Source organism: Candidatus Cloacimonadota bacterium, from assembly GCA_012516855.1.
Lineage (GTDB): Bacteria > Cloacimonadota > Cloacimonadia > Cloacimonadales > Cloacimonadaceae > Syntrophosphaera.
The window spans coordinates 1-25,654 of sequence record JAAYWB010000007.1; the positions used below are offsets into that span (position 1 = coordinate 1).

Genomic DNA, 25,654 nt, shown 5'->3' on the forward strand with positions numbered 1-25,654 from the left:
CGCTTGGCCTGGTGAAAACTGGTATGAGATTCTCGATCCGGACAGTGTTGTCATCGCCACCGATGGCCCCAATCCTCAGGGAATCGGATTCATCCCAGAGGAGATCCTGTATGAGCCTACCTGGGGAACCCCGGATTATGAGTTCAACGTGACTTGCACCACCTCCTATTATGTGGACGCATGGGATACATGGGAGGTTTACAAGTTCGAAGCTGTCCTTCCCCAAGAAGTGGTACTGGAAAATGGCTGGTTCTCAGCCCAGATCGACGTTGACAGCGGAGCCTCCAATCTGTTCCTCTTTGCCCCCGGTACAGGCCTTGACCAGTTCTCCATCCAGCACGTATATGCGAAGAGCCGTCTCGATAAGGAAATCCAAAAGAAGATGATGATGGTTTCTTCTGGCAACTACCGTGACCCAATAGCGAACGACATAGCCTTCACCCTCTATAAAGAGGACGTTGTTGCTCCAGAAATCACCTTCATTCTTGATCCTCCCACCCCTGGCGTGCCGGTTTACTTGAATGGTGAACTCCTTGGTTATACCAATGACAATGGCGTATTTACATGCCCTCTCCCTCAAGGTGAAGGACCCTTTGTTTATACCTTCGGAGCACCTGAAGATGGATGGGATAGTTGGCAATTCAGTCCTCAGGATAACTATGAGCTGATAATAACTCAGAATCCGACACACACCCCTGTGGAACTGAGCAGCTTCACCGCCACCGTGAACGCGGTCAACAATGTTGAATTGACTTGGGTGAGCCAGTCTGAACACCACATGAACGGCTACCGCGTTTACCGCAACACCTCAGACCAGCAGGACAGCTCCATCCTCATCACCCCGATCCTGATCCCGGCCACCAACACCAGCACCGCCCAAACCTACAGCATCACCGACAACAGCGTCGAAATCGGCGATACCTACTACTACTGGTTGGAAGCCGTCGATTACCTGAGCAGTGGTTTCCACGGCCCCGTTAGCGTTACCGTGGAAGGAAGCGTGCCTCAGGTGCTTCCAGAGATCACTTCGCTGAAAAACGCCTACCCCAACCCCTTCAAGCTGGGTAGCTGCACCACCATCGAAGTGGACGTCAAGGCCGGTGAAACCGGAACCCTCAGCATCTACAACCTTAGTGGCCAACTCGTGCGCTCCTTTACAGTGAATGAAGGCGCCCACAGCCTCGGCTGGAACGGCAGAGACAGCAAGGGTGCCGTCTGCGGAAGCGGAATCTATTTCTACAAACTCAGCACCGCCTCCTGCAACCAGTCAAGAAAGATGGTCATCATCAAATAAACCTATCTTGATTCACAAATCCCGGAGCTGACGCTCCGGGATTTTTTTGTGCCCCAAAATCCCCGTCGCTAAGACAAAAACCTTCCCAGGCCATTGGAATTCCCCGACTTAATAAGTCAAGACACATCCTAAAAAACCAGCCTGGGAGAGGATATAAACCTGACTTAACAGCAGGCTGGCAGAAATCTTGAGTTTAGGCTTGAAAATTGTATGTGGAGGGATAGCATTACATTTATGGAGAACAACTGAAATGCCCGAACGAAACTGGCTGACACTGATATTCCTGATAGTGGCTGTGGCGATGAGCCCCGTGCTCTTGAAAGCCGATCAGGCCTTGCCTGGTGACCAACTGCAAAACTATGGCCGCTTCACTGAAACACCGCCTCCAGAAGGCTCCGTTCGCCCCATTGCTGAATTTGAGCCAGCCTCCCATGTGCTGATCCGCTGGCCTCTGGGCATACCGCTTTCGCTGGTGGCACAACTGGCCAACACCGCCAGGGTGATTTGCCTCGTTTCCTCAACCTCTGAGCAAAACTCTGCCACTTCCTCTTTCAACAACGCTGGAGTGAACATAGCCAAAGTGGATTTTATGACCGCAGCCACGGATTCATATTGGACCAGGGATTATGGCCCCTGGTTCATTTTTGACGGAAACGGCGATTACGGCGTAGTGGATTTCCGCTACAACCGCCCCCGACCCAACGACAACCTCATTCCGCAGGTTTTTGCCAACCAACTGGGACTTGATTACTATGGTATGAATCTCTACCAGACTGGCGGAAACTATATGTGCGACGGCATTGGCACAGCCGCTCAGACCACAATCGCTTATACCGAGAACCCCAGCCTCACACAAACCCAGGTTGCGCAGAAAATGCACGATTACCTTGGTATTGAAAACTTTCACGTATTGCCAGACCCCAATGACACATATATCAATCACATCGACTGCTGGGGCAAATTCCTTGCCCCGGACAAAGTGTTGATCCGCAGTGTGCCTTCCAACCATGCTCAGTATGATGAAATCGAGCAAACCGCCGCGTTTTTTGCCTCCACCAACTGCGCCTGGGGCTATCCATACCGGGTTTACAGGGTGAACACACCTCAAAACCAACCTTATACAAACTCCCTGATCCTGAACAAAAGGGTGTTCGTGCCAATCATGAACAGCACCTATGACGCTGCTGCGCTGCAAGTTTACCAAAACGCCATGCCCGGATATGAGATCATAGGTGTAACTGGCTCTGGATACACTCCTTGGGAATCAACTGATGCCCTGCACTGCCGCACCCACGAAATTCCGGACCAGCACATGCTGGAGATACGGCACCAACCCTTGCATGGTCAATTTGAGATCAGCCCTACATGGGAATTCAACGCTGAACTGATTGCGCACAGCGGCCAAGCACTGATCACGGATTCCCTATTTATTGCCTACAAAGTTAACCAAGGTATCTGGCAGACAGCGCTGTTGGCTTACAACTCCGGAAACGGTTACGGGGCCACGCTTTCAGGATTCGCGCCCGGAGATACCATCCGTTACTACCTCCACGCTGCTGACCAATCCGGCCGAGCTGCCGACCATCCTTTGTTCGCGGCACTGGACCCCCATGTTTTTGTGATTTCTGGCGACACGGAAGCCCCTATCATAATGCATAATCCGCCCACATCCATCACCAGTGGCAATCACATCTTCTCCGTTACAGTTTCTGACAACGTTTCGGTTAGTGCTGTTTGTCTCCGCTACAAGACCGACGACGGTCCAATCACGGAAATCCCCATGTTGACTGATCCCGAAGGCCCACCCAATTACTGGTGGGCAGAGGCAGATCTTCAGTTCGAGGCTGGGAATGAGTTTTTTCATTACCAGATAGAAGCCAGGGACGGCGCCAACCCTGCAAATATTGCTACCTACCCCTTCCCCGGTGAATGGCTGAACATCCCTATCGACCTAGTGAGCATATCTGACGATAATATCCCTCAACCTGAACATTATTCATTATGGACATATCCAAACCCATATCATATTGGTTCAACTGCCTATCTCACAATAGAATGCAAGGATGTGGTAAATTATACACCCATGTTGAATATATTCAACAGCAGAGGTCAGCTCGTTTATAACGAATCCGGGCCCGTTTCCTCTACTGATGGGGTTAAGTTTCTTTGGGACGGCTTGGACATGTGGGGAAGAAAAACGGCGCCAGGTATATATTTTATTAGAGTTGACGCTGACGCTATTACACTGTCCTGCAAGGTCTTGATCATGGAATAAGGCGCTGTGGAATTTAATCCACAGCACAAAAACGCAAAAAAACGAAAAAAAAGCTTGACAGAATAACCGATATTCCTATTAATGAAGCCAGCCTACAGACCCTACATAGAATGCCCTCCGAGCAGTGGGGATACCGCCCGGTATTCCCCACTGTATTTTTTTACGCCTGATTTGGAGAGAAAATGAAACCTATCTTTCTGACCCTGGCCGTTATCCTTTTTTCTTTCCCCTTCTTTGCCGGTCAGCGCATGGTGGCCCGCATAGACTTTCCTTCCCCCGTCACCTTGGATCGTTTTGTGAACGAGGGAGCTGACATCGCTGCCTACAAACCCTGCGTCTGGCCGGACCTCGTGCTCTCCCAAAGCCAGTTTGACCTTTTGCGCGCAAGCGGACCGAACGGCCATTTTATCATGCACAAGTTGGCCAGGATAAGGTAACTGGCCCTCTTTCAAATCAGGCAGGTATGTCTCAGGGACTGAATATGATAGAGAGGCTGTGAAATGGCCAGCAGCCCCGCGGAAAAGCGAAGCGATGCCATCTGGCCATTAAGGCCTTTTCCCAGGTTCCTGTTGCGCCTCCCGCATAATGCCCGCATTTAATGCGAGAATCATCCGGGGGGCGTGCGGGCACGATGTTCGCAAGCGCTAAGGGCGTGGTAGCAATCCTTTCGCTTCCCCGCATAATCCAATAAAGCACAAACTAAATGATGTTTTAAGATGTTGGCCCGTGCCCGCTGAATTTGGCAGTATTCACAGCTTTCCCTCCTTTCCGATTGTTTTTGCTGGACAATATAAGCATCGGTAGAAATGTGTGAACTGATATGTTTCCCGTGAGAGTTTTGTCTGCCACGGAAAACAGCGGGGCTGGAACGAAAGTTGCATTGATTGGCTTGTAATGAAGCTGCAACTATCGTCTCATACCAGCCTGAAATTGATACTAAATGAGGAAAGATGACTGTTTTGATCATTGCGACGGTGCTCATCATCGCCTTCTGGACCCATGAATACTGGAGGCACCAGCGCAACGTGAAAGCAATCCCTTTAAGGATCCATGTAAACGGTACCCGGGGAAAATCAAGTGTGACCCGTCTTATAGCTGCCGGCCTGCGCGCCGGAGGCAAACGCACTGTGGCCAAGATCACAGGCACCCTGCCTCGCGTGGTGCTTCCTGATGGCAGGGAGGCTGCGATCGTCCGTCTGATGGGCGCCAACATCATCGAACAGAAATACATTTTCCGCTATGCCGTTAGAGAAAAGCCGGACGCCATCGTGATCGAATGTATGGCCGTGAACCCTGTTTTCCAGTGGATAACCGAACGCAAGTTCGTACGCAGCACCATCAGCGTTATCACAAACTGTCGCGCCGACCATCTGGACCTGATGGGATCCACAGAACAAAGCGTGGCGATGTGCCTCAGCAACACCATCCCCACTGGCGGCATCTGCTATACGGCGGAAAACTCCCACTTCGGCCTGCTGAAAAAGGTTGCCCAAAAACGCAATTGCCAAATCCATAAAGTGCGCCCTGTGGATGTGACCACTCAGGAATTGGCTCAGTTCCGCTATATCGAGCACGCGGAAAACGTTCAGCTCGCCCTGGCCGTCTGCGCCGAAGCCGGTGTATCCAGGGAAGTGGCGCTGCGCGGCATGCAGAGCGCCAACCCCGACCCAGGCGCCCTGCGCAAATACGTGATTCGGGAAGGACGCAAACGCATCACTTTCTACAATGTTTTTGCCGCCAACGATCCCGAATCCACCGCCAAAGTGATCAACATGGTTACTGGCCATCTCACGGACGTGATCAAGATCATCATCCTGAATACCCGTGCTGACCGGATTTTTCGCTCGCACCAGTTGGTGGACGCTGTGAACAAGCTGGACTATTCGTATCTGCTGCTCACCGGCGAAATCTGCGACAAGGTGGAAGCTTACGCCTTGCAAGCCGGGGTTCCCCAAAAAAAGCTTTTCACCCTCGGCGAACCTCAGCCTGAGGAAGTCTATCGCAAAGTGGTGGAGCTCACTGACAGCGAATCACACGTTCTGGGAATCGGCAACATTGCTGGCAGCAAACAGTATGGCGCGCAGATCGTTGCGCATTTCAAACATAAATCGAGAAAGCAAAATGAGGAATTAAAGTGGTTGAAGCAGTAATTCAGGCCGCGGTTGGTCTTGGCGTTATCATCAGCCTGATCTTCAGCGAGATGCTGGGCGCCTCCGCCGGAGGGATAGTCGTGCCTGGCTATCTGGCCCTCTATCTGGACAAGCCCATGCAGATCGTGGGCACCCTGGCCGTGAGTTTGCTCACCTGGGGCATCATCAGGATAATCTCCCAATTCACGCTGATGTTTGGTAAACGCCGCATGGTCCTGAGCATCCTGATCGGATTCATCCTCGGCTGGGCCACCCGGCTGCTTGTGATTCATAATGTCACCGTATATACATTTCAGATGCAATCCATCGGCTACATCGTTCCCGGCCTCATCGCCAACTGGTTCGAGCGCCAGGGTTTCTTTAAAACCATCGCCACAATGGGCATCGCGGCAATTGTTGTGCGCCTCGCCCTGATGGTGATTTTTAACGGGGAGGTCTGATCATGTACCGCCCCTCACTCAAATCCGGCTGGTCGCTGATCTTGCTCTTCGCACTGAGCCTCATCCTCTTTCTCATCGCCCATTTCAGCTATGTGACCATCAAGGCTGACTACTATGAACAAAAGGTGGAGGCCGCTCAGATCATGTCCGCCTTTATAGACAGCCTGAAAGCTGAACAGCAAAGACTCGGCATCCCCTTCGACCCCATCAACGACCCTTTCCAAACTGGACTAATCGGCATCGCGCGCAGCACCATTACCACGGACCGTGGCTTGCTTTCAGACAAACAGGCCGCCATCAATCCCAACCTGGCTGCGGTCTTTGTGGAAGAGTTTTCCCGTCAGGGCCTCAAAGCTGGCGATCCTGTGGCTGTTGCCATCACCGGCTCGAACCCCGGCGCGAACCTGGCCCTTTATGCCGCGCTGAAAACGATGAAGCTGGAACCCGCCATCATCGTGGCCCTCTCTTCCGCTTCTTACGGCGCCAATCGGGAAGAGTACACCTGGCTTGACATGGAAGCCATTCTCAAAAAGAAAGGCCTGATTGATTTCAGCAGCCAGTACGCCTCACTTGGCGGCAAGGATGACCTTGGCATAGGGCTTTCAGACCCTGGTATCAAAGCTTTGTTCGATGCCATGTCCCGAACCGGGACTGCCCAGCTCATCGGCGCCACCCTGGCAGACAACGTCAAAGCCCGCGAAAGCGCTTACAACCAGTTGCTGCCGGAGGGACAACGCTACCGCCTGTTCGTGAACATCGGCCGCGGCCTGGCCAACGTGGGCAGCATCCCAAACGCCAATCAGATCCGGGAAGGCCTTAACCCCAAGCTGGCTGAAGAGCAATTCGATCCCGAGGGCGTGATGATGGTCATGGCCCGCGAAGGCGTTCCGGTCTTCAGCATGCAGCATCCCCGGCGCTGGATTCGCCGCTACAAGCTGGAAGACGCCTCAGAACATATGCCGGAGCCAGGTGTCGGCCCCGCTTTCAGCCAGAAAAAACACAATGTCACCGTGGCTTCCATCTGCCTTGCCCTGCTCGTAGCTGCCATTGTGGCGGTTATTGTCCTGGACCGGCATGACCGCAATTTCATGGCCAACATCGTGGACCCAGATGAAGAATTATGATTTTGGAGCATAAATGTTCAAACGCCTGATCCTTGCCTTTTTTTGTCTCGCGGCACTTTCCGCTCTGGCAGCGAAGGTCAAGCCCCTCAGTTTCACAGACCCCGGCAACCGCCGTTTGCTTAAAACGGATGCCGGAAACCACTGGTACTACCGTTCCCTGCCGGAAAGATCAATGACCTTGGGAGTTGAGGGAATTTCCGCCATTCAGCTACGTTCCTTCGGTCTGGACAACCTGCGCAAACCTCAGGTCACCACAATCATCGGTAAGGAGAAAAAAACTTGGGACCTAAGCTTGGAGCAGCGTCTCAACGGCTATTACATCTACCGCGAACTCAGCATCCCCATCCCCGCCGGAACTAAAAGCATCGAACTCCTTTGTTATGAGCGAGGTATCTATTTCCGAGCTTTCCATACCGTTAAAACCGCACCCAAGCCCAAGCCCGCAAAACCAGCCAACCTTGCCATCAAGGCCCACGGCGGCGTGATCACGGTTAGCCACAACGGCACGGACAGCCCTTATTACGTTTTCAACTCTTCCCAAGGGATGAAATTCACCCTCAACAGCGGCCGCTCGGCCATTCTCTATGTGCGAGCCAGATTGCTGGACCGCAGCCTGCCGGCTTTTCAAATCTACCGCAACGGTGTTCTTCTGGATACCAAAGAATTCACTTTGCGCCGGAGCACCAAATACAAAGCTATGGGTGTGGAACACCTCACGATAGGCATGAAAATCGAACTTGCGGGGCAAAGCGGGCCTGCTGAATATGAACTGCGCGCCGTGAGCGACCACATGTTTTTCGCCCGGCCGGTGCTGCGCAAGGCCAATTGAGGAACAGCATGACCGAACCACGCAAACATGTACATCCCGAACCCTCCTCCGATCCCGGGATAGAACCCTCATCTGACAAGGACCGGCAGCCGGATCATAATACACGCCAACCAGTTAAACCGCCGGTGAAACCACCCCGCAACATCGTTCCCATCATCATGGGCCTGGCCATCTTACTGCTCCTGATGCCCCGGCCTCTCTCCGCGCAACTCGACATCGGCGTCTCTATGAGCACCACATACTCCGATAATGTGTTCCAACTCTCCGAATATGACATCACCCGCTGGGACCATAGTCATCCCAACCTCGAATACGCTAACACAACCGACGACCTCAATCTCGGTGTCCGTTTCGATCTGGCTTACCCTCTCCGCTACCAATGGTGGAAATTCATTCCCTCCGTTACCGCCACCGTTTCCCAAAACATATTCAACCCAAACAAACAACGCCAGGACGCACTTTTCCGCCTCCGCGTGGAACGGTATTACTGGAATTTCACCGCCCTCTACGGCTATTATCCTGAAAACTACGTGCGCAGCTACGTGGATACCGACGGCACCCAACACCTTGAACCATACAGCTATGCCCGCAACCTCTACCGCGGAGACCTTAATCTCAAACCCTTTAAAAAAACCACGCTTCAGTTCCACGGTCGCTACGAGCAATATTATTACAACCAGTTCTTCACTGAATTCGACGCCAACGCCACCACTCTCGGCATCGGTGCCCGTTACGCCTTTCCCACTTTCAGCCTGGGCGCCAACTACCGCTACCGGATTTACGACAACTACCGCCATGACGCAGAAGACGGCAGTTATAAAAGCAACCGCTACAGTGGCAACATCCGCCTCAAAAGCACTCCCCTAAACGATGAGAAACCAGCCAGCCCCACCTTTTATCCTGAACTCACCCTATCCTACGAGGAACGCTTTTTCCAATCCCAGGATCCCTGGTATGGAGGCCGCGCCGATTTTATCTACAACACCTCTGCCGCCCTCAATTTCGATTTTGGCCCTAGTTGGAATATAAAGCTTGACTACTCTCACGCCTACAGGAATGTAGAATCACCTGTGGAAGAAGTCTGCCGCGCCAGGGAATACAGCGAGAACAAGGTTTCTGCCACAGTTAAATACAGCTTTTAGGTGAGAACAATGGAATTCAGAAAAGAAAGCAACATCAAAAAGATCCGCGAACTCCTCGATCTTTCCGAGAACCACAAGATCGAGCTCCGCCATTACAAAAATCCCGTTCTGGTCTGGGCGGTGGCGGACGGCACAGCCTATTACACCATCTGGGAAGAGGAACTGCTGGAAAGATACGGCCTCGCCAACGTGGACGGCTGGGACTTCGAGGAAGACCTGCTCTTTTGTCCGGACTGGATGGAGGATGAAGACGGCTTCGATGATGACCTGGATGACGATGACGAAGATGACGCGGATCTAATCTGCAATTTCAAGATGCCACCCCCGAGTAAGAAATAACCCCGGAAGATTCTATGCGGGTCGCGGTTATTGGTGAAGCTCCAAGAGAAGGGCGTATTCAACAACCCGCTCCGTATTCAGCCTTGTCCAGTACAAAAACGTTGAAATGCCCATCACCGCCAGGTTTTCGCCACCCTTTACCACGATAAAGACCCCCGCCAAGCTATCCGCGAGCTGATGACCCGCGAACTGAAAGCCGAATGATACAGCTCATGTTCCAATATTGGTATACATTCCCAAACGCCCTTTCCACCATCACGGCACCGGGAAAAAGGCAGTCCCCCCTCTAATTGAAAATGAGCCAAGAAGATATGAAAACCCATTGCCGGGCTACTCAAATCCGGAGATCAGCAAGCTCGGTGAAGAAAAAAGATTGACAAGCAAACGCAGTGAGAACAATGTGACTCAAATTGAATATCCGGGAACACAAGGATTGGCAATGGGCGAGCCTGAAAGGCTCACCAAATCAGCCTTTCCCGGCATTATCCGCCCGGATCGCAAAGAGAGAAATAACACTTGTCTCCGGCCTCATAAGCTGGGCAAGCTAATTATTAGAAAGGAGAAATAATGAAGATCAGAACCGCATTGATGACAGTCGCCTTGGTGGCGATGCTCGTACTCAGCGCCTGCGCGCTGAAAGAGAAAGCCTTGGAATTGAGCAACGTTCCCGTGATGGGCAACGGAGCCGATTTCGTGAAAGTGGTCGATGGCAGCTATATGCTCAAACCAGTGGATGGCGGCCTGGAAATGACCATCAACGTTGAACTGCTGAAGCAGCTGGAAGGAATCGTTCCGGACAGCCTTACGATCGACAACATCGGAAACTGGACCATCTCATTCAAGAACGCCGCAGGCGAAGCTGTGATGGGTATGGAATCCGTCCCCCTCAAGGAAGAGCACAAGGCTGAGATCGTTGCCCTGATGCAAGGCTTGATCAGCGACAAGAAGGATCTCACCTTCATGCAGATGATCGAAGACAAAGCCGAAGTGAAACGCATCCTCGGCGAAGTGAACTCCATCGAGCTCAACACCGAGTTTGTCTATCCTGAAGTTGCCATGATGCCTCCGACTGAAGTTGTCGAAACCCCTGCCACCCCGGTGAAACCCGGCCAGAAACCGCCCGTCGTGCAGCCTCCGACTCCGCCCGCACCCCCTGCCCCGACCGTTTCTGATGCCAAGATCGATGACTTCGGCAAAGCCGTTGATCGTTACCTGGCCCTGAAAGCCAAGAATCCCACCACCCCCAGGGAAATGACCAGGCTCACACAGCTCAGAACCGAAGCTCAGAATCAATTGAACGCTCTCGCCGCCGAATTTGAAAACATGACCGGCGCGCAGAAAACCAAGTTCAACAACATCAAAACGAAATTAGGCCAATAACTGATATCAGACTATCAAGACGAGACCCGGCTGATTTGGCCGGGTCTTTTTTTGACTTTGTTGCAACCTGATCAGGCAATTCGCTGGGTTCCAATTTCGAGATCATTGACTGCTGTAAAGCCTTGTTTATTATGTTTCATCTTCAAATATGGTGGTGAGTCAGATGGGGACGGTTTTCTATAGCATGGAGTGAAGTGGCTTGAGACTCCGCAAAGAAATGAAGTGACGCTGGTCTGGCCGTTAAGGCCCTGTCATGCGTCCCTGATGCGCCTCCCGTATGATACCCGCATTTGATGCGAGTATATGGCGGGCGGCGTGGGAGGGGGATGGTCGCGGGCGCTAAGGGCGTGACTGACAGGATATTGAGGTGGGTAAATACTTATGGCTCTATTTCAAATCAATTGGATGAGAGCGCTTAAACAGAAAGCAGCCCGGGAAACAAGAGGCGGAACCGAAATTCCGCCTCTTGATATCAGTGATAAATTGCCTGGATTAGAACCTCAGATGGGCATAAGCCTTGTTGGCTTCGGCCATCTTGTGGGTGTCCTCACGTTTCTTGATGGACGCGCCTTCTTTCTTGTAGGCGGCGATGAGCTCGGCGGCCAGTCGCTCGATCATGGTCTTTTCGCTGCGGGCGCGGGAATAGCTGATCAGCCAGCGGAAAGCCAGGGCTCGGCCGTTCTTTTCGTTCACTTCCAGAGGGATCTGGTAGTTCGATCCACCCACGCGGCGGGAAACGACTTTGACCATCGGGCGAACGTTTTCGAGGGCTGTTTTGAAGACTTCCAGCGGGGGCTGCTTGGTCTTTTCAGCGATAATGTCAAAGGCGCCATAGACGATTTGCTCGGCGATGCTCTTTTTACCTTGCTTCATCAGGCAGTTCATGAATTTGGAAACGATCACGTCGTTATATTTGGGATCCGGCAGAACTTCACGGACGACGGCTTTTTTCTTTCTTGGCATGGCTCATTCCTCCGTTTACTTCTTAGTCTTGGGACGTTTGGTCCCATATTTGGAACGTGAATTGACGCGTTTCTCGACTCCGGCGGAATCAAGAGCTCCGCGCACAATATGATAGCGAACGCCGGGGAGGTCTTTCACACGGCCCCCGCGAACCAGCACAATGCTGTGTTCCTGCAGGTTGTGGCCTTCTCCGCCGATATAAGCTGTAACTTCAAATCCGTTAACCAGACGGACACGGGCGACTTTGCGCAATGCCGAGTTCGGTTTTTTGGGCGTCGTCGTGTAAACACGAGTGCAAACTCCGCGCCTTTGCGGACATCCCATAAGCGCCCTGTTTTTCTTTTTACTCTCGATCTCGGTTCTGCCTTTTCGAATCAGTTGATTGATCGTTGGCACTGATTTACCTCCATGGTTTTGTATGTTTGGTTTTAGAAATTGTAGAAATCATCCGCTTCCTCATCCTGGCTGGAATGGGCAAAGCGATCAATGATCTGGGCGACAGTTTCACCATTGTTGACGGCTTCCTCGATCTGGGTGTTGTAGATTTTGGCTCCCGTCCCCACAGGGATACGATGGCCCAGAATGATGCTTTCCTTGAGGCCTTCGAGTTGGTCGACCCTGCCTTCGATGGCGGCTTTAGTGAGGACCTTGGTGGTTTCCTGGAAGGATGCTGCTGAGAGCCAGCTGTCGGTGAGAAGAGAGGTTTTGGTGATTCCGAGCAGCAATTGCTCAAATTGAGCAGGGGTCTTGCCGAACTGGATGATCTCGCGATTCTCTTTCTCAACCTTTATTTTGTCCACTATGTCGCCTTCAAGGAATGAGGTGCTGCCGCTGTCTGTGATGCGCACTTTTTTGAACATCTGGCGGATGATGATGCTGATATGCTTGTCATCGATCTTAACGCCCTGTTTACGATAGATTTCCTGCACTTCGTTAAGGATCATCTGTTGGGCTTCGATGATGCCTTTCACCAGCATGTCGTGAGGGTCGAAAGGACCATCGGAGAGGGCGTCGCCGCTTTCAACATGGTCGCCTTGGTGAACGATGATGCGTTTCCCGGAGGGAATGGAGTATTTGCGGCCGGCCAGAGGCTGGCCTTTTTTAACCATGTCACCGTCGTTCACAATGCTTTCCTGCAGCGGCGGGATGGGCATTACTCTACCGCAGAGCGGAGCTCCCACCTTCACGTTATCATCGTTGTTCACAATGATCTGGAGACTTTTGGGAATCTCATACACTACGAGTTGCTTGGAATTGCGCTTGGCGATGGAGATCAGCTTCTTCTTGTCTTCCTCGATGATGGTTACCTTGCCGTCCTTTTCCGTGTAAACTGTCTTGTCGGTAAGGATGACGACCTGGTTCAAATACTCGTCGGACTGGACAAGAATCTTGCCTTCCACCGGCGCTAAGATGCCGTTGACAGGAGTCACGAATATGTCGCGTCCCGCCTTTTTTAGACCGCCGATGGTGACGATTCCCTCGATATCGGAGATTTTGGCTTTGTCCTTGGGCACGCGGGCTTCAAAGAGGTCCTGAACCCGGGGCAGGCCACCGGTGATGTCACGCTGTTTGATGGTCATACGGGATGTTTGGCCCAGGATGTCCCCGGTGTGCACAAAGCTGCCGTCCTCCACTCTGACCACCAAGCCTGCGGGCAGGGGAACCTGCACCGCGCTGCCATCTTCGCTCACGATGCGGAACTGCGGTTGTTTCTTGCGGTCCTTAGATTCGATGATGGTGATGTCGCGGGAGAAGGTGATATCGTTGTATTCTTCACGGAAGGTGATGTCCTTGATGAAGTTTTCATAGTGGATAACACCTTTGGCCGTGGAAATGAGGGGGTTGTTGAATTGGTCCCAGCTGAGCAGCTTGGTGTTGAGGGCGATCTTTTGACCGTCGCGCACGTGCACCGTGGCCGCGTATTCAACCTTGTATTCTTCGAGGACCTTGTTTTCGTCATTCTCATCCATCACGAAGATACGGCCCAAATAGCTTACCGAAATCAGCTGGTTGTCGATGTTGGTGACAGTGTTCATCCTGTCAAATTTCACGATTCCGTCATGGTTGGAGACCACTTCCGCCATTTCTGTGGCAGTGGAGGCTGCCCCACCGATATGGAAGGTACGCAAAGTCAGCTGTGTTCCGGGTTCGCCGATGCTCTGGGCAGCGATGATTCCGACAGGATCGCCTATGGTCGCGGGTTTCTGGGTGGCCAGGTTGCGGCCGTAGCATTTGGCGCAGACGCCACGCTCGGCTTCGCAAGTGAGAACGGAACGCACATTTACGGATATGATACCGTGGTTCTGAATGGTGCGGGCCATCTTGTTGCTGATTTCCTGGCCGCTATGGACCAGAATCTTGCCAGTAACGGGATCGACTACGTCGTCAACCGCTGTGCGGCCTTGGATCCGGTCAGACAGAGTGGTAACCACTTCGTTACCTTCTTTGAGCACGCTCATGTTCACACCGCGAACAGTTCCGCAATCTTCAATGGTGATAATGGAGTTTTGGGCCACATCCACCAGACGGCGGGTAAGATAACCGGCGTCGGCTGTTTTCAGGGCTGTATCAGCCAGTCCTTTGCGGGCTCCGTGAGTTGAAACGAAGTATTCCAGCACGGTCAGACCATCCCGGAAGTTTGATTTGATCGGGGTTTCGATAACGTCAGCACCGCCGGTTGAGCCGATCTTGGAAGGCTTGTCCATCAGTCCGCGCATACCGCCAAGCTGTTTGATCTGGTCTTTACTACCACGGGCACCGGACTTGAACATCATGTAAATGGAGTTGAGGCCGTTCCTGCTTTTGGAAAGGTCTTCCATCATTTCATCGGTAACCCGGACGGTGGTCTTCTTCCACAGGTCCACGATACGGCCATAGCGTTCGCTTTCTGTGATACCGCCCTTTTGGTGGAGGTCGAAGACCTTTTTCACGTCTTCCTCAGATTCCCCGATGATCTCGTCCTTGCGTTTGGGAACCACAATGTCGCTGAAGCTGAAGGTAACGCCAGCCCGGGTGGCATAGCCAAAACCGATCTCTTTGAGTTGATCCAGGAACCGGGCTGTGCGCCACTGTCCCACAGCGTCAAAACAAAGCATGGCCAGGTCGTTTAGTTTGCCTTTATCGTAAGTGATATTCTGGAAACCAACCTCGCGCGGGATCACCTGGTTGAATATCACGCGACCCACAGTGGTGACGATGAAATTCCCATCCACTTTCACGCGGATCCAAGTATGCAGGTCCAGATTGCGGGCGCCGATCACTTCTCCTTTGACGGAGTAGTTTTGTTCCTCGGATTCGTAAGCGGCGATCACTTCGTCAGTGCTATAGAAATGACGCAGGGTGGTGATATCCTCGGGCTGGGGAAATTCCTCAACGGTAAGGTAGTAGCAGCCTAATACTATATCCTGGTTGGCAGCCATAGCCAGCCTGCCGTTTGAAGGCAGGAGGAGGTTTCGGGTGGAAAGCATCAGCACCCTGGCCTCGATCTGCGCCTCGTGCGAAAGAGGCACATAAACACCCATCTGGTCACCATCGAAGTCAGCATTAAAGGGAACGCAGACCATGGGATGCAGTTGAATGGCCTTGTTGTCTGTAAGTACGGGCATGAAAGCCTGGATACCCAAGCGGTGCAGGGTGGGCGCGCGGTTCAGCAGCACAGGATAGTCACGTATCACTTCTTCCAGGATGGACCAGATTTCCGGTTGTTTCTTCTCGATGAGCTTCTTGGCATTCTTAACCTTGTCCACTTCGCCCATTTTTTGCAGGCGCTCGATCAGATAAGGTTTGAAGAGTTCCACTGCCATGTCTTTGGGAAGTCCGCACTGGTAGAGCTTCAGTTCGGGGCCGACTGTGATCACGGAACGGCCTGAATAGTCAACGCGTTTGCCCAGCAAATTCTGACGGAAACGGCCCTGTTTTCCTTTTAACTGGTCAGTGAGGGATTTCAGGGGCCGGTTGCCTCTGCCCCTCACTGGGCGCGGTTTGCGGGAATTGTCGATCAGGGCGTCCACCGCTTCCTGAAGCATGCGTTTTTCGTTGCGCAGGATGACCTCGGGGGCACGGATGTCCAGAAGCTGTTTAAGCCGGTTATTGCGCGTGATCACGCGTCGGTAGAGGTCATTGAAATCCGCGGTGGCAAAGCGTCCACCTTCCAGGGGCACCAATGGCCTCAGGGTAGGCGGCAATACTGGCAAAGCCTGCATTATCATGTCTTCGGGCTGATTGCCGGATTTGATGAAAGCGTCCACGATCTTGAGCTTGTTGATCAGCTTTTGCTTGTGCAGGGTTGCCTTCTCCATTTTCAGCCGGGAGCGGATGTTCAGGGCTTCATTATGCAGGTCGATCCGGGCAAGAAGTTCCCGAATGGCCTCGGCGCCCATCATTGCGATGAAATTGTCCCCCACCTTGTCCCTGATCTCATAGTATTCGTCAACTTCGATCAGTTCGTACTTTTCGTAGGGGCTGTCACCCGGGTCGATAACTATGAAGGATTCGTAATAAAGGATACGTTCCAAGTCTTTGACCGTCATGTCCAGCAGTGTGCCGATCTTGCTGGGCGCGCTTTTCACGAACCAGATGTGGGCAATTGGCACAGCCAACGCGATGTGGCCCATGCGGGTACGGCGCACGCGTGATGTGGTCACCAGCACGTTGCAGCGGTCGCAGACCGTGTTTTGGAAGCGTTTTTTCTTGTATTTGCCGCAGGCGCATTCGTAATCCCTTTCTGGGCCGAAGATCCTTTCGCAGAAAAGGCCGTCCTTCTCGGGTTTAAGGGTGCGGTAGTTGAGAGTGTCTGGTTTTGTTATCTCTCCGTGCGACCATTCGTTTATAATCGTTTCCGGTGATGCTAGCTTGATGCGCACAGAATCGTATTCGTTGGGGCGGATTTCACGTCGGGTGTCTTTTAACATCTTTACCTCACTTCGCCCTTTTCATTGTCTTTAAGGAATTCGATATCGAATCCCAGTGACTTGAGCTCGCAGATGAGCACGTTGAATGATTCCGGAATGCCTGGAGGGGGTGGGTTCTCACCTCTTGTGATGGCTTTGAAGGCGTTGTTGCGCCCATCCACATCATCGCTCTTAATGGTGAGCATTTCTTCCAGCAGATGCGCGGCCCCGTATGCTTCCAGAGCCCAGACTTCCATTTCTCCCAAACGCTGTCCGCCGTGCTGGGCTTTCCCACCCAGAGGCTGCTGCGTGATCAGGGAGTAAGGTCCGGTAGAGCGAGCGTGCATCTTATCCGCCACCAAGTGGTTGAGTTTCATCATATAAATGATACCCACTGTTACACGTTCCTTGAAAGGTTCACCGTTTTTACCGTCGTAGAGGACCTGTTTTCCGTCGGTGGGCAATCCAGCCTCTTGCAGCGCGGATTCTATTTCTTCCACTGAAGCGCCGTCGAAGATCGGGGTTTCCACCTCAAAGCCCAAAGTCTGCGCGGCCATGCCCAGATGGGTTTCCATGATTTGGCCGATGTTCATGCGGCTGGGAACGCCCAGAGGGTTAAGAACGATATCCACTGGTGTTCCATCTTCCAGAAACGGCATATCTTCGATTGGGGCCACGATGGAGATCACGCCCTTGTTTCCATGGCGTCCTGCCATCTTGTCCCCAACCTCGATTTTGCGTTTCTTGGCCACGTAGACCTTCACCATCTTGCGAACGCCGTATTGCAGTTCGTCACCGTGTTTGATGCGTTCGCGGGACTTGCGATAAATGTTCTCGCTCTGTTCCAGTGATTGCTTGATTTTGAGAATGATGTCGCTGTATATCTGTTCGTTCTTCTCGGTATCCTGAACCAGATGAGCGTCCAAGTCCAATTTTTTAAAGTTGATCCGGGCTATATCCGCTTTGGTGATCTTTTTGCCAGGGGCTATAAAATAGACATTTGTCTTTTCATCCCAGATGGTTTGGGCAACTTGGCCCAGAAGGGCTGCGGAGAGCTTTTCTTCCTTGAATTCCTCCACCTTTCTGCGGCGCAGGTTCAGGTCGCTTTTCAGCTTGTTGTATTTTTCGTCCTTGTCCTCTTCCTGTTCCATGCCCTCTTCCAGCCGGGAAAACATTTTCACGTCAATCACCACGCCTTCCATGCCGGGTTTGGCCTTGAGCGAGCTGTTGGTGAAATCACCAGCCCGGTCTCCGAAAAGGGCACGCATCAGATTTTCCTCCGGGGAAGGATCGATCTCGATGCTCTTGGGAGTAACCTTGCCCACAATGATATCGCCGGCCTGGATCACTGATCCCACGCGGACTATACCGGTTTTGTCCAGATTGCGCAAAGCATGGGCGGGAACGTTGGGTATGTCGTAGGCCAGTTCTTCGCGCCCATTCTTCACGTTGCGCACCAGCACTTCCATCTCTTCAATGTAGATAGATGTGAGAGTATCCTCACGGGCCACCTTTTCGCTGAGAATGATGGCATCCTCATAGTTGTAACCGTACCAAGGCATGAAAGCCACAAGCAGATTGGTGCCCAAGGCCAGGCGATTGTCTTCGACGCAGCCACCGTCCGAGATTGGCTGGCCCTTGCGGACCTTGTCGCCAATCCGAACAACAGGACGCTGATTGTTGCAGGTATCCTGGTTTGTGCGCACGAATTTCTTGAGCTCGATGCGGTTTCCCGTGCTCAGATAGTAAGCCTCGTCCGTTTCGCTGGTAGGCTTGATCTCCACATAGGCGGAGGTGACGTTGGTTACTGTACCGTCGTAGGGTGCCACGGCAATGTTGGAAGTGTCCATGGTGGCAATCTTTTCCATGCCAGTGCCCACAACCGGAGCTTTGGGATTGATCAGCGGAACAGCCTGACGTTGCATGTTCGAACCCATCAGGGCGCGGTTGGCATCGTCATGCTCGAGGAAAGGGATCATTGCCGCAGAAACGGAAACCATCTGTTGCGGGGAAACATCCATGTAATGCAGCTGTTTTGGATCCGCCAGGATGAAATCGCCCTTGTCGCGGGCGAAAACCGCCTCGTCGATGATCCTGCGATTATCATCCAAAGTCACATTGCATTGGCCAATGATGTATTTCTCTTCCTGAGCTGAGTCCAAGTATTCATACTCGTTTGTCACCACCCCATCTACGATTTTACGGTAGGGTGTTTCCATGAAGCCAAATTTGTTGATTCGAGAATAGATGGATGGAGACACGATAAGACCGATATTAGGCCCTTCCGGGGTTTCAATTGGGCAGATGCGTCCGTAGTGGGAAGCATGAACGTCGCGCACTTCAAACCCAGCCCTTTCACGGGTGAGGCCACCCGGGCCCAAAGCTGAGAAAGCGCGTTTGTGTCGTAGCGCTGCCAGTGGGTTGGTTTGCTCCATAAATTGGGAGAGCTGGCCTGTGAGGAAGAATGACTGCACCACCGAAATCAGCGCATTACTGTTCACCAGATCGTGCACGGTGACTTCGTCGGTGTTGGAAATAGCCATGCGTTCATTAATGATCCGAGCAACCATGGACAAGCCGGTTTTATACTGCTCTTCCAATAACTCGCCCACGGTGCGAACACGCCGGTTCGAAAGGTTGTCAATGTCGTCAACCACATCTTGGTCATGGTAGATTCTAACCAAGGTCTTGAAAATGTGTACGAAGTCTTCCACGCAGAGAGTCAGAAGGTTGGGAACGACGTCGATGCCAAGGCGGGTGTTTATCTTGTAACGGCCAACCTCATCGAGGTTGTAGCGTTTTTCGTTGAAAAACATCCTGTCAACCAAGGCTTTTGCTGTTTCCAGGGTGGCATCTTCGCCAGGCCGGATCAGGCTATAGATCTTTTTAAGGGCGTCTTCCTGATTTTCGGTGGGGTCTTTGGCAATGGTGTTTTCCAGCACTTTTCGGGCGATCTCATATTCATAGTCGATCACCTCTACCTTTTTGATGCCGTTCTCTTCCAATATTTTGATCAGGGAATCGGTCACCTGCTCATTCACGGTTGCCAAGGGATCTTCAGAACCCTTGACCCTGATCTCTTCGTAGAGATGGCGGCCTTTCGCCTCTTTCAGCTTCAGGGTCTCGCTGACGTAAAACACCTTGCGCAAATCTTGGTTTGTGGAAATTCCGATGGCTCGGAGCAGGACGGTGACCGGAAGTTTACGGCGTTTGTCGATGTGCACATACATCACGTCGTGGATATCGATGTCAAATTCCAGCCAGGAACCATTGTAAGGAATCACCTTGGCTGAATAAAGGGTTTTGCCGCTGGTGTGCTTTTCCTCTGAGAAAAATACACCGGGTGAACGCTGAAGCTGGGATATGACCACCCGCTCAGCGCCGTTGATTATGAAAGTGCCTTGGTCTGTGATGAGGGGGATTTCACCCAAAAACACATCCTGTTCGATGGTATCCTTGTGTTCCCTGACCCCTTCGTTCTGTTCGTATATCGTGAGCCTTAGCTTGACTTTAAGGGGTGCCTGATAGGAAAGATTGCGTTCCCGGCACTCGTCGATGGAATACTTCTCCTGCAGGATATTGTATTCTTGGAATTCCAGCAAAAAGTTGCCTTTTATGTCCTCGATCGGGAAAATGGACTCAAAAACTTCCTGAAGCCCTTTTTTCTCCCGGCGCTTGGGATGGATGTCCTTTTGCAAAAAGTCATTGAACGAATCCACTTGCATAGCGAGCAGATTGGGTATTTCCACTTCCGGGATGCCCAGTTCGGCAAATCGTCCGGAAATCTTGGAAAAACTCTTTGTCTTTCTCAAAAGCTCACTCCTTTGCGGTCTCTAACCGTTGCATGGTAAAATGTGTTGCTTACGCATACCGCCAGATGGCGGTGAAAAAACCTGTCGTGAATACGGGGACAGGAATGTCGCTCAGACAATGGATAGAAGGTTTGATATGAAACATAACAAGTCCAAAAAAAGTCCCTCGGGACTTTTTTTGGACATAAGTTAGGGAATGGATACCCTATTTAACTTCGACAGAAGCACCGACTTCTTCGAGTTTTTTCTTAACGGATTCGGCTTCTTCTTTGCTGACTTTTTCCACAACCATCTTGGGGGCGCCGTCAACCAGGTCTTTGGCTTCCTTGAGGCCAAGCTTGGTGATCTCGCGCACGACCTTGATCACGTTGATCTTCTTTTCGCCAGCGCTGCCAAGGATGACGTCGAACTCGGTCTTTTCTTCCTGAGCTTCAGCGCCACCGGCAGCCGGAGCAGCAGCCACTGCCACAGGAGCGGCGGCTGACACACCAAATTTCTCTTCCATTGCTTTTACGAGTTCAGAGATTTCAAGCAGACTCATCTCTGAAATCAGGTCAATAACTTGGGTTATTTTATCGGACATTTTTTCCTCCAGGGATAAATATTATTTTTAGCTTGCCTTTGTTTTGGCAACGGCATCAAGCGCGTAAACAAGCTTACGGGAGATACCTTGGGAAACATTCAAGAAGTTAGACAGAGGAGCGTTCAGGCTGCCCATGACTTTGGCCAGCAACTCTTCGCGGGTCGGAAGTTTTGCCAGTTCCATAAGCTGGACTTTGTCAAAGACCTGGCCTGTCACCAAGCCAACTTTGAAGCTTGGGAACTGGGCATCCTCCATCACATCCTTGATGAATTTGACGAGCACCTTGGCTGGGGCAACTTCCTCTTCTTTGCAGATGGCGAGGGCTGTTGGGCCTTGCAGGTATTCGTCGAGCTCGGTTATACCCAGGTCATTGAGAGCTATCTTGACGAGGGTGTTTTTCTGAACCAGGTAATCCACTTTCGCTTCCCGGTATTGGTTGCGCAGTTGATTCACCTGCTCCACGTTGATTCCCTTGTAATCTACCAGTACAATCGCTTTGGCGCCTTCAATACGTTCTTTCAGTTGTGCTACGATGTCATATTTTACACTTTGAACCATTGTTCTCCTCCTTAGCTCTTCGCTTCCAGAGTTGCGCTTGCGATTTGCAGCTTGATGCCGGGTCCCATGGTGGTGCAAAGGGTGATGCTCTTGATATAGACTCCCTTCATGGTCGGCGGGCGGTCTTTGAGAACCGCGGCCAGAACGGCCTTGATGTTGTCTTTGAGCTTCTCCGCGGAAAAGCTGATCTTGCCGGCGAGGATGTGCAAATTAGCAAATTTGTCCACCCTGTAGGCGACCTTGCCGCCTTTGGCTTCTTCAACAGCTTTTCCCACGTCCATGGTAACGGTACCAACCTTGGGATTGGGCATCAGGCCTCGCGGGCCCAAAACCCTTCCCAGTTTGCCGATTCTGCCCATCATGGTGGGTGTGGTGATCACAACGTCGAAATCGAACCATCCGCCCGATATCTTTTCCATTAGATCATCCAATCCCACATAATCGGCACCGGCCTTCCTGGCCTCATCTGCCTTGTCGCCTTCGGCAAAAACCAGCACGCGCGAAATCTTGCCCGTTCCATGAGGCAAAATCAGCGAGTTGCGAATCTGCTGATCGGCTTTGCGGGGGTCGACGCCCAGATTGAAATGGATCTCAACGGTTTCGTCAAACTTGGAAGCCGGATAAGATTTCAGGATCTTGATGGCTTCGTCGAGATCATAGCGTTTCTGGCGGTCATACATCCCGTAGGCAGTGTTGTACCTTTTGCTATGTTTCATTGACTCTCCTTATGAATATTATCTCCTGCACAAGGTGGGTCAGTCGTCAACGACCACACCCATGCTCCTTGCAGTGCCAGCGATCATACTCATAGCAGATTCAAGGGTATTGCAATTCATGTCCTGGATTTTCAGCTGAGCCATGTTGCACAGCTGATCCTGGTTGATATGGCCAACTTTCACTTTGTTGGGTGTGGCCGAACCCTTGGCCAGACCGGCCTCTTTCTTGATCAGGACAGACGCCGGCGGCGTCTTGATCTCGAAAGTGAAGGATTTATTTTTGGCGACATAGATAACCACGGGGAAAACCATCCCGGGCTGGTCGGCTGTTTTTTCGTTGAATTGGCGGCAAAATTCAGGGATGTTCACTCCCACCTGTCCCAGAGCGGGTCCCACCGGCGGAGCCGGAGTCGCTTTTCCTGCGGGAAGCTGAAGCTTCAGTATCGCCGCTACGTCTTTCGGTTTAGCCATTTTTCTTTACTTCCTATTTCCTTAAAATCTCCACCTGGGTGGCGTTCAGCTCCACAGGTGTGCGCCGGCCAAAGACCGTTACATCGATCACAAGTTTCTGCCCGTCGTCCGCAACCTTTTGCACGATGCCTTCAAAATCCGTGAAGGGGCCGGCAGTTACCTTCACCAAGTCGCCGGGCATAAAATCGAATACCTTGCCCGGCTCTTTTTCCCTGTCCGCGATGCCCAAAAGCCGGTTCTCCTCATCTTCGTCCAAGGGAATCGGATCTTTGTGGTCTTTGGTCTGACCCAAAAATCTCGTTACTCCGGCGATGTTTAAAATGTAGCTACGCAGTTCCGGTGTGAGTTCAGCCTGAATGAACACATAGCTGGTGAACAGCTTGCGTTCCTGCTCGATCCTTTTGCCTTCGCGCACGATGAAGGCTTTTCTCAGGGGGACCAGCAACTGACCCACGTATTCACTCAGCTCTGTGCCTTCCAGACCTTTCTCAATGGCTGTCTTAACCTTGTTCTCGTGTGATGAGTAGGTATGGATCGCATACCATTGCATTGCCACAGCGAATATCCTTTAGATGAGTTTAAACAGCAGGCCGAACAGCTGGCCAAAGCCGAAATCGACCAGGCTCAGAAACAGCGCCATTATACAGGAAATCACTATCACCACGACCGTGCCTTCCTTGATGTCGTCTTTGGTTGGCCAGGACACGGCTTTCATCTCGGTGACCACTTCGTGGAAAAAGCGCTGGATTTTTTCTATTATGAGTTTCATGTTTTCACCATTTAGCTTTGGGCCCGCATCGTCCGCTGCGGGATGAAAATGTGGCAGGACAGGCAGGAATCGAACCCGCAACCCCCGGTTTTGGAGACCGGTGCTCTACCAGTTGAACTACTGTCCTGCAACATATCTTTATATTCTCAGCGTTAGCGCTGCTTGTGCAGAGTGTGCTTCCGGCAGCTGGGACAGAATTTCTTCAGTTCCATCCTGTTCGGATTCTTGCGTTTGTTGCGCGTGGTGGTGTAATTACGGTTTTTGCACTCTTCGCAAGCAAGGATGATGATGTCTCTCATTGTTCCCTGTCCAGAGGCTTATTCGATGATTTCGCCAACGACGCCGCTGCCGATGGTCCGGCCGCCTTCGCGGATGGCGAAGCGCAGTCCCTGCTCCATGGCGATCGGGGTGATGAGTTCACCGGTGATCTGCACGTTGTCGCCGGGCATGACCATCAGAACGCCTTCCGGCAGGGTCAGGGTTCCGGTCACGTCGGTGGTGCGGAAATAGAACTGGGGACGGTAGCCGGTGCGGAAGGGATTCTTTCGTCCGCCTTCGTCAGCGGTGAGAATATAGGTCTGGCCGGAGAATTTGGTGTGCGGGGTGATGGATTTCGGTTTGGCAAGCACCATTCCGCGCTCCACGTCGGTTTTGGCAAAACCACGCAGCAGCACGCCGATGTTGTCGCCAGCCTGGGCTTCGTCCAGAAGCTTGCGGAACATTTCCACGCCGGTGCAGGTGGTTTCAACGGTCTCGCGGATACCAACACGCTCCACTTTTTCGCCAACTTTGATTGTGCCGCGTTCCACGCGTCCGGTGGCCACGGTGCCGCGTCCCGGGATCGAGAACACGTCTTCGACGGGAAGCAGGAAGGGTTTGTCGGTGGCGCGGTCAGGCTGCGGGACATAGCTGTCCACAGCGTCCATTAGTTCCTGGATCCGGGCTTCGCCTTCGGGATCGTTGTTCAGGGCTTTCAGGGCCGAGCCGCGGATCACGGGCAGGTCGCTACCGGGGAATTCGTATTTTTCCAGAAGCTCGCGAACTTCCATTTCAACCAGGTCAAGCAATTCAGGATCGTCAACCAGGTCGCATTTGTTCATGAAAACCACGATCGCGGGCACGCCCACCTGACGGGCAAGCAGGATGTGCTCACGGGTTTGGGGCATCGGGCCGTCCGCTGCGCTCACGACGAGGATGGCTCCGTCCATTTGCGCGGCGCCGGTGATCATATTCTTGATGTAGTCGGCGTGGCCGGGGCAGTCCACATGCGCGTAGTGGCGCTTTTCTGTTTCGTATTCAACGTGGGATGTGGCGATGGTTATACCGCGGTCCCTTTCTTCCGGAGCGTTGTCGATGCTGTCAAAGGTGCGGAACGAAGCGCCGCCCTTTTTGCTCAAATACAAAGTAATCGCTGCGGTGAGCGTCGTCTTGCCGTGGTCGATGTGACCAATCGTACCAACATTAACGTGCGGCTTGGTACGAACGAATTTTTCTTTTGCCATTTTTCCTCCTGGGACCCGCTGCCGGATCCCACGTCGTGTTTTTGTTATTATAAAGAAAGTGGAGCTCAAGATCGGACTCGAACCGATGACCTCCTCCTTACCAAGGAGGTGCTCTACCTGCTGAGCTACTTGAGCTGTTAATATCTCGGCGGTGCCGTGCCGGAAAATGGAGCGGGAAACGGGGTTCGAACCCGCGACCCTCAGCTTGGAAGGCTGATGCTCTACCAACTGAGCTATTCCCGCTGGCATTCTCAAAATATGGTGGACAGGGAAGGATTCGAACCTCCGTAGACTCGCGTCGCTGGGTTTACAGCCCAGTGCCATTAACCACTCGACCACCTGTCCACAACCTATGGAGCCGATGAAGGGAGTTGAACCCCCAACCTATTGATTACAAATCAATTGCTCTGCCATTGAG

The 25,654-nt window shown here is 52.3% G+C and carries 24 protein-coding genes and 4 tRNA genes; 11 read left to right on the forward strand and 17 right to left on the reverse strand.

Annotation, left to right across the window (positions count from 1 at the left end):
- The 3 genes from GX466_00285 to GX466_00295 all read left to right on the forward strand — a co-directional run.
- Positions 1 to 1,294: T9SS type A sorting domain-containing protein (locus GX466_00285; protein NLH92655.1), on the forward strand; the 1,294-nt coding region annotated here is incomplete at its 5' end.
- A 250-nt stretch (positions 1,295 to 1,544) separates the two neighbouring features.
- Complete coding sequence (locus GX466_00290; GenBank protein ID NLH92656.1) at positions 1,545 to 3,569, forward strand: peptidyl-arginine deiminase; 2,025 nt, start codon at positions 1,545 to 1,547, stop codon at positions 3,567 to 3,569.
- Positions 3,570 to 3,751: 182 nt separating this feature from the next.
- Positions 3,752 to 4,006 (forward strand): hypothetical protein, encoded by a 255-nt coding sequence (locus GX466_00295; GenBank protein NLH92657.1) that lies wholly within the window; start codon positions 3,752 to 3,754, stop codon positions 4,004 to 4,006.
- 170 nt (positions 4,007 to 4,176) lie between these two features.
- Here GX466_00295 and GX466_00300 read toward each other — a convergent pair whose 3' ends face one another.
- Positions 4,177 to 4,536 carry a hypothetical protein gene (locus GX466_00300; protein NLH92658.1) on the reverse strand — a complete coding sequence of 120 codons (360 nt, stop codon included), beginning with the start codon at positions 4,534 to 4,536 and terminating at the stop codon, positions 4,177 to 4,179.
- Between GX466_00300 and pgsB the strand changes: the two genes are divergently transcribed.
- From pgsB to GX466_00340, 8 genes are all read left to right on the forward strand, one after another.
- Complete coding sequence (gene pgsB, locus GX466_00305) at positions 4,520 to 5,719, forward strand: poly-gamma-glutamate synthase PgsB (GenBank protein NLH92659.1); 1,200 nt, start codon at positions 4,520 to 4,522, stop codon at positions 5,717 to 5,719. The genes GX466_00300 and pgsB overlap by 17 nt on opposite strands.
- Positions 5,704 to 6,159, forward strand: coding sequence for a poly-gamma-glutamate biosynthesis protein PgsC (gene pgsC, locus GX466_00310; protein NLH92660.1), 456 nt, complete (start codon positions 5,704 to 5,706; stop codon positions 6,157 to 6,159). Before pgsB ends, pgsC begins: the two co-directional genes overlap by 16 nt.
- A gap of 2 nt (positions 6,160 to 6,161) precedes the next feature.
- Positions 6,162 to 7,283: a poly-gamma-glutamate system protein gene (gene pgsW / locus GX466_00315; GenBank protein NLH92661.1), complete on the forward strand. Its 1,122-nt coding sequence runs from the start codon at positions 6,162 to 6,164 to the stop codon at positions 7,281 to 7,283.
- 13 nt (positions 7,284 to 7,296) lie between these two features.
- Entirely contained in the window at positions 7,297 to 8,112 is an 816-nt protein-coding gene (locus tag GX466_00320) for a hypothetical protein (protein NLH92662.1), read from the forward strand.
- An 8-nt stretch (positions 8,113 to 8,120) separates the two neighbouring features.
- Positions 8,121 to 9,254 (forward strand): hypothetical protein, encoded by a 1,134-nt coding sequence (locus GX466_00325; protein NLH92663.1) that lies wholly within the window; start codon positions 8,121 to 8,123, stop codon positions 9,252 to 9,254.
- Positions 9,255 to 9,263: 9 nt separating this feature from the next.
- Complete coding sequence (locus GX466_00330; GenBank protein NLH92664.1) at positions 9,264 to 9,593, forward strand: hypothetical protein; 330 nt, start codon at positions 9,264 to 9,266, stop codon at positions 9,591 to 9,593.
- 223 nt (positions 9,594 to 9,816) lie between these two features.
- Positions 9,817 to 10,161 carry a hypothetical protein gene (locus GX466_00335; GenBank protein NLH92665.1) on the forward strand — a complete coding sequence of 115 codons (345 nt, stop codon included), beginning with the start codon at positions 9,817 to 9,819 and terminating at the stop codon, positions 10,159 to 10,161.
- Positions 10,161 to 10,973, forward strand: coding sequence for a hypothetical protein (locus GX466_00340; protein NLH92666.1), 813 nt, complete (start codon positions 10,161 to 10,163; stop codon positions 10,971 to 10,973). The genes GX466_00335 and GX466_00340 overlap by 1 nt, the downstream gene beginning before the upstream one ends.
- 492 nt (positions 10,974 to 11,465) lie before the next feature.
- Here GX466_00340 and rpsG read toward each other — a convergent pair whose 3' ends face one another.
- From rpsG to GX466_00420, 16 genes are all read right to left on the reverse strand, one after another.
- On the reverse strand, positions 11,466 to 11,936 hold the full coding sequence (gene rpsG, locus GX466_00345) for a 30S ribosomal protein S7 (GenBank protein ID NLH92667.1): 471 nt from the start codon (positions 11,934 to 11,936) through the stop codon (positions 11,466 to 11,468).
- A gap of 15 nt (positions 11,937 to 11,951) precedes the next feature.
- The gene (locus GX466_00350) at positions 11,952 to 12,332 is read right to left on the reverse strand and encodes a 30S ribosomal protein S12 (protein NLH92668.1); all 381 of its coding nucleotides are present in this window, start codon (positions 12,330 to 12,332) and stop codon (positions 11,952 to 11,954) included.
- 32 nt (positions 12,333 to 12,364) lie between these two features.
- Positions 12,365 to 16,846 carry a DNA-directed RNA polymerase subunit beta' gene (rpoC, locus tag GX466_00355; protein ID NLH92669.1) on the reverse strand — a complete coding sequence of 1,494 codons (4,482 nt, stop codon included), beginning with the start codon at positions 16,844 to 16,846 and terminating at the stop codon, positions 12,365 to 12,367.
- A gap of 2 nt (positions 16,847 to 16,848) precedes the next feature.
- Complete coding sequence (gene rpoB / locus GX466_00360) at positions 16,849 to 20,637, reverse strand: DNA-directed RNA polymerase subunit beta (GenBank protein ID NLH92670.1); 3,789 nt, start codon at positions 20,635 to 20,637, stop codon at positions 16,849 to 16,851.
- A gap of 205 nt (positions 20,638 to 20,842) precedes the next feature.
- Positions 20,843 to 21,220 carry a 50S ribosomal protein L7/L12 gene (rplL, locus tag GX466_00365; GenBank protein NLH92671.1) on the reverse strand — a complete coding sequence of 126 codons (378 nt, stop codon included), beginning with the start codon at positions 21,218 to 21,220 and terminating at the stop codon, positions 20,843 to 20,845.
- A 27-nt stretch (positions 21,221 to 21,247) separates the two neighbouring features.
- Positions 21,248 to 21,778 (reverse strand): 50S ribosomal protein L10, encoded by a 531-nt coding sequence (locus GX466_00370; GenBank protein NLH92672.1) that lies wholly within the window; start codon positions 21,776 to 21,778, stop codon positions 21,248 to 21,250.
- An 11-nt stretch (positions 21,779 to 21,789) separates the two neighbouring features.
- Positions 21,790 to 22,494 (reverse strand): 50S ribosomal protein L1, encoded by a 705-nt coding sequence (locus GX466_00375; GenBank protein NLH92673.1) that lies wholly within the window; start codon positions 22,492 to 22,494, stop codon positions 21,790 to 21,792.
- A 39-nt stretch (positions 22,495 to 22,533) separates the two neighbouring features.
- Positions 22,534 to 22,965 (reverse strand): 50S ribosomal protein L11, encoded by a 432-nt coding sequence (rplK, locus tag GX466_00380; protein ID NLH92674.1) that lies wholly within the window; start codon positions 22,963 to 22,965, stop codon positions 22,534 to 22,536.
- 13 nt (positions 22,966 to 22,978) lie between these two features.
- Entirely contained in the window at positions 22,979 to 23,515 is a 537-nt protein-coding gene (gene nusG, locus GX466_00385) for a transcription termination/antitermination factor NusG (GenBank protein ID NLH92675.1), read from the reverse strand.
- A gap of 18 nt (positions 23,516 to 23,533) precedes the next feature.
- Entirely contained in the window at positions 23,534 to 23,734 is a 201-nt protein-coding gene (gene secE / locus GX466_00390; GenBank protein ID NLH92676.1) for a preprotein translocase subunit SecE, read from the reverse strand.
- A 51-nt stretch (positions 23,735 to 23,785) separates the two neighbouring features.
- Positions 23,786 to 23,861, reverse strand: a tRNA-Trp gene (locus GX466_00395).
- Positions 23,862 to 23,886: 25 nt separating this feature from the next.
- Positions 23,887 to 24,033 carry a 50S ribosomal protein L33 gene (rpmG, locus tag GX466_00400; GenBank protein ID NLH92677.1) on the reverse strand — a complete coding sequence of 49 codons (147 nt, stop codon included), beginning with the start codon at positions 24,031 to 24,033 and terminating at the stop codon, positions 23,887 to 23,889.
- 18 nt (positions 24,034 to 24,051) lie between these two features.
- Entirely contained in the window at positions 24,052 to 25,236 is a 1,185-nt protein-coding gene (tuf, locus tag GX466_00405; protein ID NLH92678.1) for an elongation factor Tu, read from the reverse strand.
- A gap of 59 nt (positions 25,237 to 25,295) precedes the next feature.
- A tRNA-Thr gene (locus tag GX466_00410) sits at positions 25,296 to 25,371 on the reverse strand.
- 32 nt (positions 25,372 to 25,403) lie between these two features.
- Positions 25,404 to 25,479 (reverse strand) — tRNA-Gly (locus tag GX466_00415).
- A gap of 16 nt (positions 25,480 to 25,495) precedes the next feature.
- A tRNA-Tyr gene (locus GX466_00420) sits at positions 25,496 to 25,581 on the reverse strand.
- Positions 25,582 to 25,654: the final 73 nt, after the last annotated feature.

What these genes read in the sequence shown, in the direction of transcription:
- pgsW (NLH92661.1), top strand. Translation starts at nt 6,162, where the DNA reads ATGTACCGCCCCTCACTCAAATCCGGCTGGTCGCTGATCTTGCTCTTC.
- GX466_00340 (NLH92666.1), top strand. Translation starts at nt 10,161, where the DNA reads ATGAAGATCAGAACCGCATTGATGACAGTCGCCTTGGTGGCGATGCTC.
- rplL (NLH92671.1), bottom strand. Translation starts at nt 21,220, where the DNA reads ATGTCCGATAAAATAACCCAAGTTATTGACCTGATTTCAGAGATGAGT.
- rpoC (NLH92669.1), bottom strand. Translation starts at nt 16,846, where the DNA reads ATGTTAAAAGACACCCGACGTGAAATCCGCCCCAACGAATACGATTCT.
- pgsB (NLH92659.1), top strand. Translation starts at nt 4,520, where the DNA reads ATGACTGTTTTGATCATTGCGACGGTGCTCATCATCGCCTTCTGGACC.
- rpsG (NLH92667.1), bottom strand. Translation starts at nt 11,936, where the DNA reads ATGCCAAGAAAGAAAAAAGCCGTCGTCCGTGAAGTTCTGCCGGATCCC.
- GX466_00325 (NLH92663.1), top strand. Translation starts at nt 8,121, where the DNA reads ATGACCGAACCACGCAAACATGTACATCCCGAACCCTCCTCCGATCCC.
- secE (NLH92676.1), bottom strand. Translation starts at nt 23,734, where the DNA reads ATGAAACTCATAATAGAAAAAATCCAGCGCTTTTTCCACGAAGTGGTC.
- GX466_00300 (NLH92658.1), bottom strand. Translation starts at nt 4,536, where the DNA reads ATGATCAAAACAGTCATCTTTCCTCATTTAGTATCAATTTCAGGCTGG.
- rplK (NLH92674.1), bottom strand. Translation starts at nt 22,965, where the DNA reads ATGGCTAAACCGAAAGACGTAGCGGCGATACTGAAGCTTCAGCTTCCC.
- GX466_00330 (NLH92664.1), top strand. Translation starts at nt 9,264, where the DNA reads ATGGAATTCAGAAAAGAAAGCAACATCAAAAAGATCCGCGAACTCCTC.
- rpmG (NLH92677.1), bottom strand. Translation starts at nt 24,033, where the DNA reads ATGAGAGACATCATCATCCTTGCTTGCGAAGAGTGCAAAAACCGTAAT.
- GX466_00375 (NLH92673.1), bottom strand. Translation starts at nt 22,494, where the DNA reads ATGAAACATAGCAAAAGGTACAACACTGCCTACGGGATGTATGACCGC.
- GX466_00290 (NLH92656.1), top strand. Translation starts at nt 1,545, where the DNA reads ATGCCCGAACGAAACTGGCTGACACTGATATTCCTGATAGTGGCTGTG.
- GX466_00295 (NLH92657.1), top strand. Translation starts at nt 3,752, where the DNA reads ATGAAACCTATCTTTCTGACCCTGGCCGTTATCCTTTTTTCTTTCCCC.
- GX466_00320 (NLH92662.1), top strand. Translation starts at nt 7,297, where the DNA reads ATGTTCAAACGCCTGATCCTTGCCTTTTTTTGTCTCGCGGCACTTTCC.
- GX466_00370 (NLH92672.1), bottom strand. Translation starts at nt 21,778, where the DNA reads ATGGTTCAAAGTGTAAAATATGACATCGTAGCACAACTGAAAGAACGT.
- tuf (NLH92678.1), bottom strand. Translation starts at nt 25,236, where the DNA reads ATGGCAAAAGAAAAATTCGTTCGTACCAAGCCGCACGTTAATGTTGGT.
- nusG (NLH92675.1), bottom strand. Translation starts at nt 23,515, where the DNA reads ATGCAATGGTATGCGATCCATACCTACTCATCACACGAGAACAAGGTT.